Below are 14,629 nucleotides of genomic sequence, written 5' to 3'. Positions count from 1 at the left end.
CGGTGCCCTGTCGGCTACCGCCAGGCGTCGTTGACGGGTGCGGCGTACCGGTCGTTGTTGGTCAGTGGCGCCAGGCCGAGGGCCTGGTCGATGGTGCGCAGGATGCCGTAGTGGTCGACCCGCCCGGCGCTCTGGTAGCCGGCCTTCACGGTGTTCTGGGAGCCGACGAGGATGGTGGGGACGTGGTTGGGATAGCCGGGGCCGAAGGCCTTGACGGCGTCCTCGTCGAACGTGACGATCAGCAGCGAGCGCTGGGTCGTCCACGCCGGAGAGTTGAAGATGGCGGGCAGGGTGTTCTTCAGCCAGGTGTCGCCGGCGGTCGTGCCGCAGTCCTCCATGTCGTCGCATCCGTCGGCGGCGAACCACACGAAGTTGGGGGTGGTGGCCGTCGAGTTCAGGTCGGTGACCATCCGGGTGAGCGGCTGCCAGTGCGCAGCGCACCGGGCTGCGTCGGTCTTCATGTCCTTGAAGTAGTAGAAGGGCACGTCGTCGGGGTAGTAGTGGCCGTGGGCGGTGGTGTCGCAGTTGCCGTTCTGGTTTTCGACGTAGGACTTCCAGGTCTTGCCGGCGTCCTCGACGCGGGTGCCGAGGTGCGGGGCGTTGATCGTGGTGGTGAGGATGCTGTTGTCGGACAGGCCGTGGAGGCCGCCGGCGGCGAGTGCGACATAGTTGGGGTCGCTGGGGTGGGTGATGCCGTAGGACTGGGTCAACAGGGTGTTCGCGCCGGCGAGGCTGTTGATGTACGGCGCGGCGGAGTTGCCGATGATGTCGCCGTAGTTGGAGTTCTCCATCATGACGACGAACACGTGGTCGTAGCCGGGCACGCTCGACGCGGGCACGGTCAGCGTCGGGGTCGGCACGGCGGCCGACAGGGTCAGGGACAGGTCGTCGGCGTACCCGTCGATCGCGCCCCCGGAGGCCCAGGTGAACGCCAGCACCAGCCGGACGGTCCGGGTGCCGGCGGGCACGGTGCCGGTGGCGGTCTTCTGCAGGAACTTGGTGACGTTGCCCCGGTTGGCGCTGGTGACCGGCCCGAGCTGCGAGGTGCCCAGGGCGGTGCCGGTGCCGCTGAGGAAGGTGGCCGTGAGTCCGACCCGGTCGTTCTGGGAGGAGTACCCGCCCAGCCAGCCGCTCAGGTTGTACGTCACCCCGCCGGCGTCGATCGCCGCACCGGCCGCCGACACGATCACGTTCTGGGTGAGTGAGGAGTTGCCGGTGCCGCCACCTGCGAGGAAGCCGGTGCCCCGGTTGGGTGAGCCGGGGGTGCCGGCGTCCGGGTAGCCGCCGGCCGCGCCGTAGCAGACCACGTTCGGTTCGCCAGCGCTGACCGCCCAGCCGGGCACGGTCATGCCGTCCAGGCCGGTGGGCGAGCACTCGGCGACGGACTCCCCGCCGCCGTTGACGATCAGGTTTGCGCTGGTGGCGGCAGGCCGGGGCGCTGCCGTGGCCGGTGCTGCCAGGACGGACAGCAGGATGGCGGCGACCGTGCCGACCAGCACGATTCTGGGTCTCTTCATCGGGTACGAACCTCCAGGGTGGCTCCGGCTCGACCGAGCCGAATTGGTTCATACCATTGAGGTCGTCGATGAATGGTCGGCGACGGGGGTGGGGTGCGCCGATGAAGTTCACCCGACCGTCCGTGCGACGGTGGCGCCGGACGCGGGCCCGGCGGGTGCGCCGTCCGCGCGGCAGGACGCCCTTCGCGGTAAGACGCCGGTAAGGACACGTACCTAACGTCTCCGGCATCCATCACGGAGAACGAACCTGAGGAGTGGCCATGTCCGTACAGGGAAGATCGATCCACCTCACCCGTCGCATCGCGGTCGCGGTGAGCCTGCTCGTGGTACTGCTCGGCGGGATGGCGGCCCCCGCCGCCGCCAGCGACCGGGCCCCGGTCGGCGCCCACCAGGCGGTCGACACCCGCACCGGTGCCCTGCTGTCCGCGTGGCAGTGTGACTCCGGCGCGTTCTGCGTCTGGGACGGCACCGGCGGAACCGGCAACCGGTGCAGCTGGCAGAACGCCGACAACGACTGGCGCTCCGGCTCGATCACGTGCTGGTGGGCGCAGAACGGCAACGTGCACTCGATGTACAACAACGGCCAGAACCAGAGCTACTGGGGCGTCGCGTTCTACTTCGACGCCAACTACCAGTACCTGGCCGGCTGCCTGCACCAGGGCTGGCAGTGGGACGGCGTCAACGGGGGCATGAACCTGCGCTCACACCGGTGGGTGACCTCCGGCTGCTGACCATCGGCGGGTACCACCGCCCCGGCCGGACGGCCGGGGCGGTTCCGTCACGTATTGGGGCTGAGCGCGGAGCCCCGCGCTGACTACGATGCGGTGTGGGATTCGATCTGCTCGGACCGGTCCGCTTCGAGCACGACGGCCAGGTCATGGTGGTCCGGCGCCGGCAGGAGCGGTGCGTCCTGTGCCTGCTGCTGCTGGAGGCCGGTCGGGCCGTGCCCGTCGAGCGGCTGCTGGACCTGCTATGGGACGGCCGGGCACCGGCGTCGAGCCGGGCCACAGTGCACACCTACATCGCCCGGCTGCGCCGCATGATCGCACCCACGGGGCTGCGCCTGGAGACGAAGGGCGCCGCCTACCAGCTCGACGTCGACCGGCGGGCCGTGGACGTCCACCGGTTCTCCGACGGGCTCGACGCCGCAACCCGCATCGCCGACCCCGCCGAGCGGTTGCCGCTCCTGCGCGACCTCCTCGCCCTGTGGCGGGGACCGCTGATGGCCGACACCGCCGACGACGCCCTGCGCGAACGGCTCGGGACGGAGCTGGAGGCCCGACGGCTGACGGCGCTGGAACTGCACGCGCAGGCCCAGATCGAGGTCGGCCTGCACGCCCGAGCGTGCGACGAGCTCCTCGAACTCGTCCGCCGGCACCCCACCCGTGAGCGGCTGATCTGGCTGGCCATGCTCGCCCTGTACCGGTCGGGCCGGCAGGCGCACGCCCTGGAGATCTACCGGCGGACGCGTACCCATCTCGTCGAGGAACTGGGCATCGAGCCCTCCGCCGAGCTACGCGGGCTGCACGAGCGCATGCTGCGGGCCGACCCGACCCTGTCGGCGGGGCAGGTGGCCACGCCCCGCCGGGAGTACCTTCCCCGCGACGTGCCCGACTTCACCGGCCGGGCCGGGGAACTGCGGTGGCTGGACACCGTGGCGGGCGGGCGCTCCCCGGTCGCGGTCGTCTCCGCGATCTCGGGCACCGGCGGGATGGGCAAGACAGCGCTGGCCGTGCACTGGGCGCACGACGCGATGCACCGGTTCCCCGACGGGCAGCTCTATCTCGACCTACGCGGACACGGCGCCGGCGCGGCGCTCGGGGCAGGCGAGGCATTGCGCCGCCTGCTCCGGATGCTCGGGCTGCCCGCCGCGTCCATCCCCGACCAGGACGACGAGGCCGCCGCGCTGTACCGCGCGCAGCTGTCCGCGCAGCGGATGCTCATCGTGCTGGACAACGCCGCCTCCGCCCGACAGGTCCGCCCGCTGCTGCCCGGCGGCCCCGGCAACCTCGTCGTGGTGACCAGCCGCGACCGCCTCGCCGGCCTGGTCGCCCGCGACGGCGCGCACCGGCTCGACCTCGACACCCTCACCGACGCCGAGGCCGAGGACCTGGTCGCGCAGATCATCGGTCCGCACCGCACGCGCGCCGAACCACAGGCCACCGCCGCGGTGATCCGGATCTGCGGCGGCCTGCCGCTGGCGCTGCGAATCGCCGCGACGAACCTCGCGGAACAGCCCGGCATGACGCTGCGGTCCTGGGTGGACGCCGTCGCCGACGACCGTCTCGACGGCCTGGCGGTCGACGGCGACCCGGACAGCGCCGTCCGCGCCGTCTTCGCCCTGAGCCTGGCCCGGTTGGCGGACCCCGCCGCCGTCCTGTTCCGCCGGCTGGGCCTGCTCCCGGTGACCGAGGTCGCCCCCTGGCTCGCGGCCGACATGACGGGCGGATCCGACACCGACGCGGCCGACCTCCTGGGCACCCTGCGCGACGCGTCGCTGCTGTCAGCCCCGCGGACCGGCGCCCGGTTCGTCCTGCACGACCTCGTTCAGCTGTTCGCCCGGGAGCAGGCCGACGCCGACGACCTCGCCGCACTCCGGCGCAGCTACCGGTCGCTCCTGGGGCTCGCCGTGCACGCGGACGCCGAGCTGCCCAGCAAGCACTACCCGACCCCCCTGCCCGACGACCCCGCCGACCGGGCCTGGCCGCTGTCCACCGCCCCGGCGCAGTGGCTGGCCGACGAGTGGGACCTGCTCGTCGGCGTGGCGCGCGACTGCGTCGCCCGCGGCTGGCCGGACCTCGCCTGGCGGATGGTCGCCGCCCTGACGAATTTCGCCAGCAACCGCTCCTACATCGCCGAATGGACCGACGCCGCCGAGACGGCACTGGCCGCCGCACCCGACGGGTACGGGGCGGCCTGCCTGCTCCTCGGCCTCGGCGGGATGATGCGCGGTCGCGGCGAACTCGCGTCCACGGCAGCCATGCTCGGCCGGGCACGGCGCCTGTTCGCCCGACACGGCGACGACCTGCGGGCCGCCACCGCCGCGTCGCAGCTCAGCATGGTGTACCGCCAACTCGATCGGGTCCGGTCCGCGCAGGCCGCGATCGACTGGGCGATCGCCCGGCTACGCGACCGGCCACCGACATCCCAGCTAGGCCAGGCGTACGTCGCCCGCGGCAACCTGCTCACGCTCCGCGACGATCCGCAGGACCTGGTCAGCGCATCGTTCGAGCAGGCGGCGGCGGTGATGCGGGCCGTCGGCGACCTGGCCGGCGAGGGCCACGCCCTCATCTGCCTGGCGTCCAGCCTGCGCCGGACCGGCGATCCCCGCCACGCGCTGGTCGCGGCGGAACGGGCCGCGGAGCTGTTCGTCGCCGCCGACGACGAGCCCGGCCAGTGCGCGGCGGCCCTCGAACTCGGCAGGCTGCACCTCGACACCGGCGACATCGACGCGGCGTGGACGCACGTCCGGCGGGGCCTCGCCGACGCCCGGGACTCCTACCACCCGCGCGCGGTGCGCAACGCCGTACAACTCGCCGGCGAGATCGCCCTGCACCGCGACGACCTGCCCACCGCGCTCGCACTGCTCACCGAAGCCACCGAACTGTCCCGGCCCCTCGGGCAGACCCGCCCGCTGAACCGGGCGCTGCTGTACCTCAGCAGGGCCCACGCCGCCGCCGGCGACCTGGCCGCCGCGCTCCGCACGGGCGAGGAGGCGCTCGCCGTCGCCCGGACCATTGACCCACCGACGGAACAGCGGGTCCTCACCTGGCTCCGGACGCTCGCCCCGCCAGGCTAGCCACCGGCGGTGGAGATAACGCCACGCCAGCCCCCACGGCTGGGACCCCAGGCCAGGGACACGCGACGGCCGGAGCCTCCCCGTCGCCCGCGTCCCGGTACGGCAGGTGCCGCACCTCCGAGGCGCGCCCATGAGGGTCAGGTCCCGGCAGACGACCCGGGTGACCAGCACCTCGATGATCTTTGCGTCGACGGCTGCGGCCTCCTCGGATGGGAGAGCCGGTCAGGTCACGGTCGGGCCGGCTTCCGAGCGTGTCTCGGATGGACATCTGGCGGCGGTCGTCCAGGCGGCGAAACACATTGTTCTGTTCACATGTCGGCCATCCACCCCTCCATCCATGATCGTTAACGTGTGCCCATCGGGGTGGCAGGTAACGGGGAGATGGATATGACTACACGTCGTCGTTCGGCACTGTCCACACCGCGACGCCTCGCGGTGGCCCTCGCGCTGTTCGGCCTCGCCGCGTCCGTGGCCATGGTGGTCCCGGCCGTCCCCGCGTCCGCGGTGCCGCCGCCGTCCGCGCCTCTGGCCGCCCCCGTCGTGGGCAAGGTCGTCGGGGTGGGCTCGGCCACGGCCGATCCAGTGCTGTCCGGACTGTCGCGGTCGACGACGATCAACGGGCAGTCGGTGCTCGGATCGTTCGATGTCTCCGGTTCCGGGTCGATCTCCACCAAGGACACCGGCGGATGCTCGATCGTCCGGCCCGTCAACGATGAGCAGGGTATCGGCGCGTTGCTGACCTCGGCGCGGGCCGGCGACGGATGCGTGGACTTCGCCCGGGCCGTCACGCCGTACGCGCCGGGCGGGGTGCCGGCGACCACCGACCCGGGCCTGGTCTACGTGCCCTTCGCACGCGACGGCCTGACCTTCGCGGTCAATGGGGCGAGCAACGTGCCCGGCACCATCACCACTGAGCAGTTGCGGGCGATCTACCACTGCGACCCGGCGATGGGCGGCATCCGCGCGCTGCTGCCCGGGGCGGGCTCCGGGCAGCGCACGCTGTGGCTGGGCATGATGCGGCTCGCCGACGCTGACGTGCGCCGCGGCGCGTATCCGTGCGTCGTCGACCGTGACGCCGGGGGCCGGCCGCTCGGGGAGAACGACGGTCGGGGACTCGACGCCAACTCGGTCATGCCGTTCTCGATCGCTTCGTACCTCGCGCAGACCGGCGCCACCCAGGCCGACGTGACCGCCGGGGTCCACCTGGGGGTGCTCAGCGACCTGGGTCAGCTCCCGGTGGTGCCCAATGCCGCCCGGTACCCGGGCGGTGTGTCCTTCGCGGTCTCCACGAGCAGCAATATCGGCTCGCGGATGTCGCTGGCCGACCTGCAGTCCGTCTACACCTGCACGGTCACCGGCGTCACCCCGCTGCTGCCGTCCTCCGGCGACACCCGTTCTGCGTGGGAGGCGCTGCTCGGTATCTCCGACGACGACGTGGTGGCCGGCAGGTACCCGTGCATCCGGCCCACCGCCGCCGCCAACGACGGCCGGGGACTGGGCAACGACGCGATCATGCCGTTCGCGGTGGGCGGCTACGCCAACCAACTCCTCGGCATCGTGGCCGACGTGCGCGGCGCGGCCCGGCTGGGCACGATCGACAACAGCGGTACGGCCTCCACGCCGCCGTTGCCGCTGCTACTCAACCCGGCCTACGGAGGCGGGTTCGACTACCACGTGTACAACGCGATGCCCTTCGCCACGGTCAACACCAGCCCGGCCAACGAGGTGTTCATCGGCCCGAACTCCCTGGTGTGTCAGCAGCCCCTGGTGATCGCGGCCTTCGGGTTCGCGCCGCTGGACGGTGACGCGGAGCCGTGCGGTTCGCTCCAGCACGACAGCACTGCCCCGGTGGCAGCGGCTCCGCTAGTGCGGGCGGCGTCGGCGGCGGCGACCCATGTGGACGTCCGGCCGACGATCGCGCTCGACCACGGGTACATCCCCGGCAGCGGCACCCACGTGCACGCCCGGCACGGCGCCTGCGCGCTGGACGGTACCTTCACCAACAGTTTCACCGAGATCCTCTCCAGCGCCTGGGTGATCGGGCCGCACTGCACGGTGACGTTGACCGCCTGGTACTACCACTACGCCGACGGCTCCACGAACTTCCCCAGCGGGGACTTCCACACCAAGACCATCTCCAACCTCGGCGCGCTGATCGTCAGCCACGGGCCCGGATTCCACTATCTCGCCCACAACGGCGTGTCCAATGGCGCCGGTGACACCCTGGTCAGCGTCGACTTCAGTATCAACGACGACACCCTCGGCGGGGCGTACGGCGCGATGGTCACCCTGCACGGCCAGGACGTGCCCGGTGTGGACGGCCTGACGGCGACGAACCGGGACCACGGCGTCACCCTGCTCTGGCGGCAGCGGGAGGGGGCCGTGTCCTATCGGGTCGAGTGCTTCATCGGCGTCGGCTCCTGGCACTACGGGGACCGTTGCACGCTCGGCGGCGGCAATTGGGTGCTGATGGACACCGTGGCCGACCCGTCCGGCGGCGAGGTCACCGGCAAAAACGTGATCTGGCGCTACGAGGGGGTGCCCGACGGCCAGATCTACTTCTTCCGGGTCACCCCGGTGTTCGCCAACGGGAGCACGGGCAACGCGTCGAACCTGATCAAGTCCGTGCCCGAGGAGCCCTACCGGGCCAAGCACTACGTGGCGATGGGCGACTCGTACTCCTCCGGCACCGGCGCGACCGGCTATGACGGCAACCAGTGCCGCCGGTCTGCCAAGGCGTACGCCGGCCAGCTCAAGGACCAGCTCGACACGCAGGACCTGGGCTCGTACGCCCGCGCCAACCAGGGGCAGGTCGACATCGTCGCCTGCAACGGGGCCGTGGCCAACAACATCATCCCCGGCCTGCCCGGCAGTGGGGTACAGGGCGGCATGGAGTCGTGGAACCCGTACGCGGTGTTCCGGAACCAACAACGGGCCATCGCCCCCGACTACCAGATCAACATGCTGTGGGCCCTGCGCGACCGGCCGGTGGACCTGATCACCCTGTCGATCGGCGGGAACGACGCAGGATTCTCCGACGTCATCCTGCAGTGCGCGCTGGGCTTCGGCGGTTGCACGGGCGGCGCCTCGCTGGCCACCTACGAGGCCAAACTCAAGGCCACCATCGACGGCCTGGCGCCACGCCTCCGCTCGGTCTACGACGCCGTCGCCGAGACAGGGGGCGACGCGCGGGTCCTGGTCATCGGCTACCCGCACATCTTCGCCGACAACGGCTCCAACAACTGCGCCATCGACAACCCGCTGAGCTGGGCCACCAGCCTGGGCAGTGCGAAGATGGCCATGTTGAACCGGATGACCGACGAGCTCGACACGGTCATCGCCAACACCGTCTCGGCGGCCAACGAAGCGCCCAGGCCCGGCCGGATCGACTACATCGACACCCGGGCACTGTTCCAGGGACACGACACGTGCGCCGGCGGCAACGCGTGGATCAACAAGATCCGATGGGCGGCGCCCTTCGTCGACACGGCCAGCGCGCACCCCAACAACGCGGGTTGGGCCGCAGAGGCGGCACTGATCAGCGCGACATACTTCGGGACCGGCTCGTAGTCCACCCTGGAGCCCTTCGCTGTCCGGGTGGTGCTCGCGTTCGGCGTGCACAACCCGGACGCGGCCGACAAGGCGGTACCGGTCACCAGCCCCGGCCCGATCTTCTCCCGACGGTGCCGCCTTCGCCGTCGAGCCTGTCCCTGATCCGGAGGTCTGGGACCTGGTGTCCGGTCGCGGCCTTCTTGATCGCGCACAACACCCGCCTGTGGCACGGTTTCGGTGTCACGCGGTTGATCGGCTGTGCGCGAGACCGGCCAGGACGAGATCCAGTCCGCGTCGGAACGCCCGCTCGAAGCGGTCCCCGGCGTGCGGCGTTTCGGCCTCCAGCATCATCCGGCTCAGGTGCGGGTATCTGCCGCTACTGAAGATCAGCTCGCCGTAGTGCGCCTGCGCCTCCAGCCACGCCGTCATGTCCATGCCCGACCGGCGCGCCGCCTCCTGCTCGGCGAGTTCCTCGATGACATGCCCGCGCACGAAGGTCAACAGGGTACCGACCTGGGCCAGGGTCTCGTCGGCGTCCAGCCCGAGCCCGCCCATCGTCGCGTACGTCGCCTCCAACCAGGCCAGGCTGTTGGGGCCGAGCACCGGCCGGGTCGCGGGCAGCGTCGCCAGCCACGGGTGGGACAACGCCATGGCGCGGGTCTCGTGGGCGATCGCTCTCAGGTCAGCCGGCCAGTCTCCTGTCGGCGCCGGTGGTTCACGTTCCCCCATGGCGCTGTCGATCATCAGGTCGAACAGCTCGTCCTTGCTGGTGATGTACCGGTACAGCGAAGTCGTGCCCGTGCCCAACTCGCCCGCGACCCGGCGCAGGGACACCGCCTCGATGCCGTCGGCGTCGGCGACCCGGATGGCTACGGCCGCGATGTCGGCCCGGCTGTGGGCGGGGCGTCGTCCCCGGCTGGCGCGTTCGGCTCGCAGCCAGATCGGCAGCCGCGCGGAGCCGCGAGGTGCTGTGTCATCCGTCGGTCCATCCATTGCGCACAGTGTACGCGATGAGCTACGGTCCCGCTTATGCGAACACTGTGCCCGTATAGTGGTGGAGTCGAAACCCGATGGGGGAGGGCCTGGTGAGCGGATACCGCACAGGCTCGGTCATCTCCGCCGACGGGACGGTCATCGGATACCGCCAACTCGGCCGAGGCCCGGCCGTCCTCGTCGTGCACGGCGGCATGCAGGCCTCCCAGCACTTCATGAAACTCGCCGACACCCTGTCCGCCGAGTTCACCGTCCACGTGCCCGACCGGCGCGGACGCGGCCTGAGCGGACCCCACGGCGACGACTTCAGCGTCATGCGGGAGGTCGAGGACCTACAGGCGCTGGTCACGGCGACCGGGGCGTCGCGGATCTTCGGCCTGAGCTCAGGCGCACTCGTCGCCCTCCGCACCGCCCTCGCCACCCCCGCACTCGACCGGGTCGCCCTGTACGAGCCCCCGCTGTCCGTCAACGGATCGGTGCCGACGGACTGGATCCCGCGCTACGACCACGAGATCACCACCGGCAGGCACGCCTCCGCACTGGTCACGGCGCTCAAGGGCATGGGCGTCGAACCGGTGCTCGGCCTGCTCCCGCGATGGGTGCTCGTACCGCTCCTGGACATCGGAACACGCCTGTCGCGCGACCTGCCCGCGGATGACGTTTCCATCGCCGCGCTCATACCCACCCAACACTTCGACATGCGACTGGTACTGGAGCTGGCGGACACCGCCCGGGAGTACACGGCGCTCGACGCGCGGGTTCTGCTCCTCGGCGGCGCACGGAGCCCGGCGTACCTCGGCGTCGCACTCGACGAACTGTCCTCAGCCCTGCCCGATGCGCGCAGGGTCACTTTCCCCGGCCTGGGGCACTCGGGCCCGGACGATGACGGGGATCCGCGGCGTGTGGGCGCGGCTCTGCGCGACTTCTTCAGCTGAGGTCTCAGCTGCGGGCCGGGTCAGTACTGCCAGAGGGTCGCGTGGACGACCGCGTGGGGCGGACTGCTCTGCACCTCGGTCACCCGTACGCCGATCACCATGGTCTGCATGATCACGCAGAACCCTGTCCCCGGGGCCGGGTTCTGCACCACCCTGATGATGTCGGGGGAGGCCTTGCACGCGGCGTAGCTGGGGGATGTGTGCGTGGGTAGCGCGACGAGCTTGTTCTGGCTGCGGGTGAAGAAGTTCCCGAGGTTGAGCCTGACGTCCGTGTCGCTGGTTTCCAGGAGCTGATCCTGGCTGGGGGCGGTGAGTGCGGCGACGAAGCCGAATCTGTCGACCAGTTTGACGTCGTAGCTGGCCAGTTCCACACCAGCGGACGTGCTGGGCGTCGCGACGGGCGGGTCGATCGCGGCTGCGCGTCCGGTGGTGACCACGGCGGCCGGGGATGTGGTCGGTGGGGGCGCCGCCGACGTGGACACGTCCGCTGTGAGCCGGCCGGCGAAGAACCCGGCGGCGGCCAGCGCCGCGATCACGGCCGCGATCGAGCTGAGCCAGGCCGGGCCGAGTTCGGCGAGCCGGGCCCAGCCAGTCCTGCGGCGTTCCTCGCCGACCATGTCGCCGTCCCCTCGAGGCCGTCTGGTGTGACCTGACCATCCAGCCACCCCGGCGACCTGACCGGACCCCGATAGTCCAAGATCTGTCAAGTGGTGTCGGGAGGACGCTCTGAGCCCGTCACCTGCTCACGAACTCCGGATCGCCCTTGTCAGTGAGGACCTTCGGTAGAGCACAATGCGGCTCCGCTGCAAGGTCAGGGGATGTGCGGAGCAAACTCGCACGCGATTCGTCGCCGCCCGCCCAGAGAGGGAGCTGCCCGATTGTGGTGGCGGCCGCAGAAGAAGAAACGACGCGAAGCACGCCCTGCCGAGGCGGCAAAACCGCTGAGATCGTCATGCTTCTGACTAATGCATGGTAGATATCGGAGAAGTCGAGAGAAGGGACATGATCATGACCACCGAAGACGAGGTCCGTCAGGCGTCCGATCAGTCTACGCGGCATTGAACTCCTTACTGAAAGGCGACAGCGGCCCGATGGCGGAGGTCTGGTCGCACGCGGACGACGTGTCCACCACGCATCCGCTCGGCGGTCGCCAGGAGGGCTGGGAGGAGGTCCGGGCCTCCTGGGACGGAGCCGCTCAGGCCTTCTCCGACGGCATGGTGAAGGTGAGCGACCTGAGCGTCCACGCGGTGGACGGCCTGGCCTACACGCTCGGCACCGAACATGTGGACGCCAAGGCCGGGGGTAAGAAGGTCCACTCCGACATCCGGGCCACGAACATCTACCGACGCGAAGGGGGCGACTGGAAGATGATCCATCACCAGACCGACGCGGATCGCGGCATCCAGGAGGCGCTGGGACTGAGCTGACCACCCGGCGGTCAGTTCCAGGCCGGTTCGGCGCGCGGTAGTTCTCGGGCTGGTGGCCGTGACCGCGAACCGGACCTGCACGCTGTTGACCAGCCGGGTGGTGCGCTCGTCGAGCGGGGTCAACCGGGACGTGCTGGTCCCGGTCAAAGGGCCTCGGTCGCCTTCCGCGGTGAGCAGGTTCGGAGGGTTGTACCCGGTGACGCGGAAGTGCTCCCCGGCCGGGCGCGGCAGCGGGCGGGTCCGCCGGTAAGTCGATCCGACCCGATTGGTCAGGATCGGCGGCCACGCCGCCCTGCGGTTCTATCCTGACGGCATGGACGTCTTGCGCCGCGTGGCCGGCGCGGCGCGGCCACCGCGCTGGGACGCGACGGCCTATGTCGCCTTCGCCATCTGTGGCATGTTGCTCCTGACCGCCTTCGGTCTCGATCTGCGGTCCCACAAGCAGTTGCACCCCTGGCAGCGCGCGGCTGCTCTGGTCGGCGATTGCCAGCCGTTCACCCAGGTCGGAACCAGAGGTGCCACCCAGCGGATGGAGCGCTGCGCGGTGACATGGTCAGACAGTGGCCAACCACGATCCGGCACGATCGCGTTTGCGGCAGGCTCAGCTCGGCCCGGCGACACGATTCGGGTGCTGGTGGACGGCGCCGAGGTGCAACTGCCGCCCCCCGGTGGTCTGGCCTGGCCGCTCGGCGTCGCCGGTCTGGCGCTGCTGACGGCCGTCTGGTGGATGGGTTGGCCCGGGCGACGCCGCCGATCATCCGGCCCGCGACACCTCCGAGGCCGGCGGAGCGCCTGACAGGGCCGCACCAGGACCCGCAGATGGACGGGGGTCCGGGGGGAGTGCTCCGGGTACAGTGTCCGTTGTCCGGAAGACCGCCTGGTAGTCGAATTGCTAGGGAGTTCGCATGACCGAAGCAGTCCGCCCCCGCTTCCATCTCGCCGTCCCCGTGGAGGACCTCGACTCCGCCCGCGCGTTCTACGGTGGCGTGCTGGGTCTGTCCGAGGGTCGGTCGACCGACATCTCCGTCGACTGGGACCTCTACGGCCACCAGTTCGTCACCCACCTCGCCGCCGGCGGGTCCGCCGAGAGCCGCAACGTGGTGGACGGCCGCGACGTGCCGGTGCCGCACTTCGGCCTGCTGTTGACCGTGCCGGAGTTCCACAAGCTGGCCGACCGGCTACGCGAGGTCGACACCGCGTTCGTGGTCGAGCCGTACCTGCGCTTCGCCGGCCAGCCCGCCGAGCAGTGGACGATGTTCTTCCGGGACCCGTCGGGCAACGCCCTGGAGTTCAAGGCTTTCCTCGCCGAGGACGCCCTGTTCGCGCGGTGACCGCGAGTACGCCTTCCTTATTATACATTTAAATATTCTGATGCTTGCACCTTTGTAGACGAGCGTGGCAGACTCTTCCTTGAGAGCGGGGAAAACGGGGTTCTGCCCCCGTGCGCGGACACGCTGCCGGGGATCTCTTGTTCGTCTTTGTCAAAGGGAGCATCATGCCCACAACTGATGCCACTGTGCCCGAACGGTTCGTGGAGATCCTCGACCGCCTGAGCCACAAGGCGGTCGAGGACTACTACAACCCCTACCGGGTGTTCACCTGGCCGGACACCCTTCCCGAGGACACCCTCTGGATGAGCGCGGACCTGCTGTCGACACACGGCACCGACCTTGCGGAGGAGATCGGGCCGGAGGCGCTGCACCGCCTGTCGCGCTGGGAGAGCATCAATTTCTACAGCATGAATGTGGAAGGAATTCGCGAGCTCCTCGTGGAGGTGATCAAGCGCATTCATTCACCTGAGTTTGCAATGGCCTCCGAATTCTTCCACCATTTCGTCGGCGAAGAGAACGAGCACATGTGGTTCTTCGCCGAGTTCTGCCTACGCTACGGCGGCGGCCGGATCTACTCGGGGCCGAAGCTCGGCCAGATCGCGCACGCCGACCCCGAGGTGGAGAACTTCCTGGTCTTCGCCCGGATCCTGCTCTTCGAGGAGATCGTCGACTTCTACAACCTCCGGATGTCCGACGACCCCACCTTGCACGAGACGATCCAGCAGGTGAACCGGATCCACCACCAGGACGAGTCCCGGCACATCGCCTTCGGCCGGGAGCTGGTGGAGCTGCTCTACTCCCGACTGCGCGACCGGCTCGACGAGTCGGCGCTGCGCGAGATCGAGACGTATCTCAAGCGCTACCTCGTGTTCAGCATCCGCGGCTTCTACAACCCGCAGGTCTACCTGGACGCCGGGATCAGCGACCCGCTGACCTTCCGGGCCAGGCTGCTCAACGACGAGCGCCGCCGCCCCCTGGAGCGCAAGATCATTCGCAAGCCCCTGTCGTTCCTGCTCAGGTCCGGCATCTTCGCCGACGACACGCTCGACCTGGCCGGAGTCTGACCTCCTCACCT

Annotated in this window: 10 protein-coding genes and 2 pseudogenes; 9 read left to right on the top strand and 3 right to left on the bottom strand. The window is 70.1% G+C overall.

Annotated features, from left to right (window positions below; all coding sequences use genetic code 11):
* Positions 1-14: 14 nt before the first annotated feature.
* Positions 15-1,517, bottom strand: coding sequence for an alkaline phosphatase family protein (locus tag IW245_RS10460; protein WP_197002979.1), 1,503 nt, complete (start codon positions 1,515-1,517; stop codon positions 15-17).
* Positions 1,518-1,777: 260 nt separating this feature from the next.
* Between IW245_RS10460 and IW245_RS10455 the strand changes: the two genes are divergently transcribed.
* From IW245_RS10455 to IW245_RS42790, 4 genes and pseudogenes are all read left to right on the top strand, one after another.
* Positions 1,778-2,248: a peptidase inhibitor family I36 protein gene (locus tag IW245_RS10455; protein ID WP_197002978.1), complete on the top strand. Its 471-nt coding sequence runs from the start codon at positions 1,778-1,780 to the stop codon at positions 2,246-2,248.
* Between the two features lie 95 nt (positions 2,249-2,343).
* Positions 2,344-5,316, top strand: a complete 2,973-nt coding sequence (locus tag IW245_RS10450) for an AfsR/SARP family transcriptional regulator (protein WP_197002977.1) — start codon at positions 2,344-2,346, stop codon at positions 5,314-5,316.
* Between the two features lie 381 nt (positions 5,317-5,697).
* A pseudogene (locus tag IW245_RS42795) lies at positions 5,698-6,492 on the top strand (substrate-binding domain-containing protein); the annotation flags it as partial.
* A 1,476-nt stretch (positions 6,493-7,968) separates the two neighbouring features.
* Positions 7,969-8,886, top strand: a pseudogene (locus IW245_RS42790) (SGNH/GDSL hydrolase family protein); the annotation flags it as partial.
* Between the two features lie 222 nt (positions 8,887-9,108).
* Here the strand turns inward: IW245_RS42790 and IW245_RS10440 are convergent.
* Positions 9,109-9,861, bottom strand: coding sequence for a TetR/AcrR family transcriptional regulator (locus IW245_RS10440; RefSeq protein ID WP_197002975.1), 753 nt, complete (start codon positions 9,859-9,861; stop codon positions 9,109-9,111).
* A 92-nt stretch (positions 9,862-9,953) separates the two neighbouring features.
* On the opposite strand from IW245_RS10440, the gene IW245_RS10435 reads away from it, so the two are divergent.
* Complete coding sequence (locus IW245_RS10435; RefSeq protein WP_197002974.1) at positions 9,954-10,796, top strand: alpha/beta fold hydrolase; 843 nt, start codon at positions 9,954-9,956, stop codon at positions 10,794-10,796.
* Between the two features lie 20 nt (positions 10,797-10,816).
* Here the strand turns inward: IW245_RS10435 and IW245_RS10430 are convergent, their stop codons facing one another.
* Positions 10,817-11,413, bottom strand: a complete 597-nt coding sequence (locus IW245_RS10430) for a hypothetical protein (protein WP_197002973.1) — start codon at positions 11,411-11,413, stop codon at positions 10,817-10,819.
* Between the two features lie 348 nt (positions 11,414-11,761).
* On the opposite strand from IW245_RS10430, the gene IW245_RS10425 reads away from it, so the two are divergent.
* The 4 genes from IW245_RS10425 to IW245_RS10410 all read left to right on the top strand — a co-directional run bounded on the left by IW245_RS10425 (position 11,762) and on the right by IW245_RS10410 (position 14,618).
* Positions 11,762-12,223, top strand: coding sequence for a YybH family protein (locus tag IW245_RS10425; RefSeq protein WP_267919839.1), 462 nt, complete (start codon positions 11,762-11,764; stop codon positions 12,221-12,223).
* Between the two features lie 313 nt (positions 12,224-12,536).
* The gene (locus tag IW245_RS10420; RefSeq protein WP_197002971.1) at positions 12,537-13,019 is read left to right on the top strand and encodes a hypothetical protein; all 483 of its coding nucleotides are present in this window, start codon (positions 12,537-12,539) and stop codon (positions 13,017-13,019) included.
* Positions 13,020-13,128: 109 nt separating this feature from the next.
* On the top strand, positions 13,129-13,554 hold the full coding sequence (locus IW245_RS10415; protein ID WP_197002970.1) for a VOC family protein: 426 nt from the start codon (positions 13,129-13,131) through the stop codon (positions 13,552-13,554).
* Between the two features lie 164 nt (positions 13,555-13,718).
* Positions 13,719-14,618: a diiron oxygenase gene (locus tag IW245_RS10410; protein WP_197002969.1), complete on the top strand. Its 900-nt coding sequence runs from the start codon at positions 13,719-13,721 to the stop codon at positions 14,616-14,618.
* Positions 14,619-14,629: the final 11 nt, after the last annotated feature.

The organism is Longispora fulva, assembly GCF_015751905.1.
Taxonomy (GTDB): Bacteria; Actinomycetota; Actinomycetes; order Mycobacteriales; family Micromonosporaceae; genus Longispora; species Longispora fulva.
This window is presented reverse-complemented; position numbering and strand designations above follow the sequence as displayed.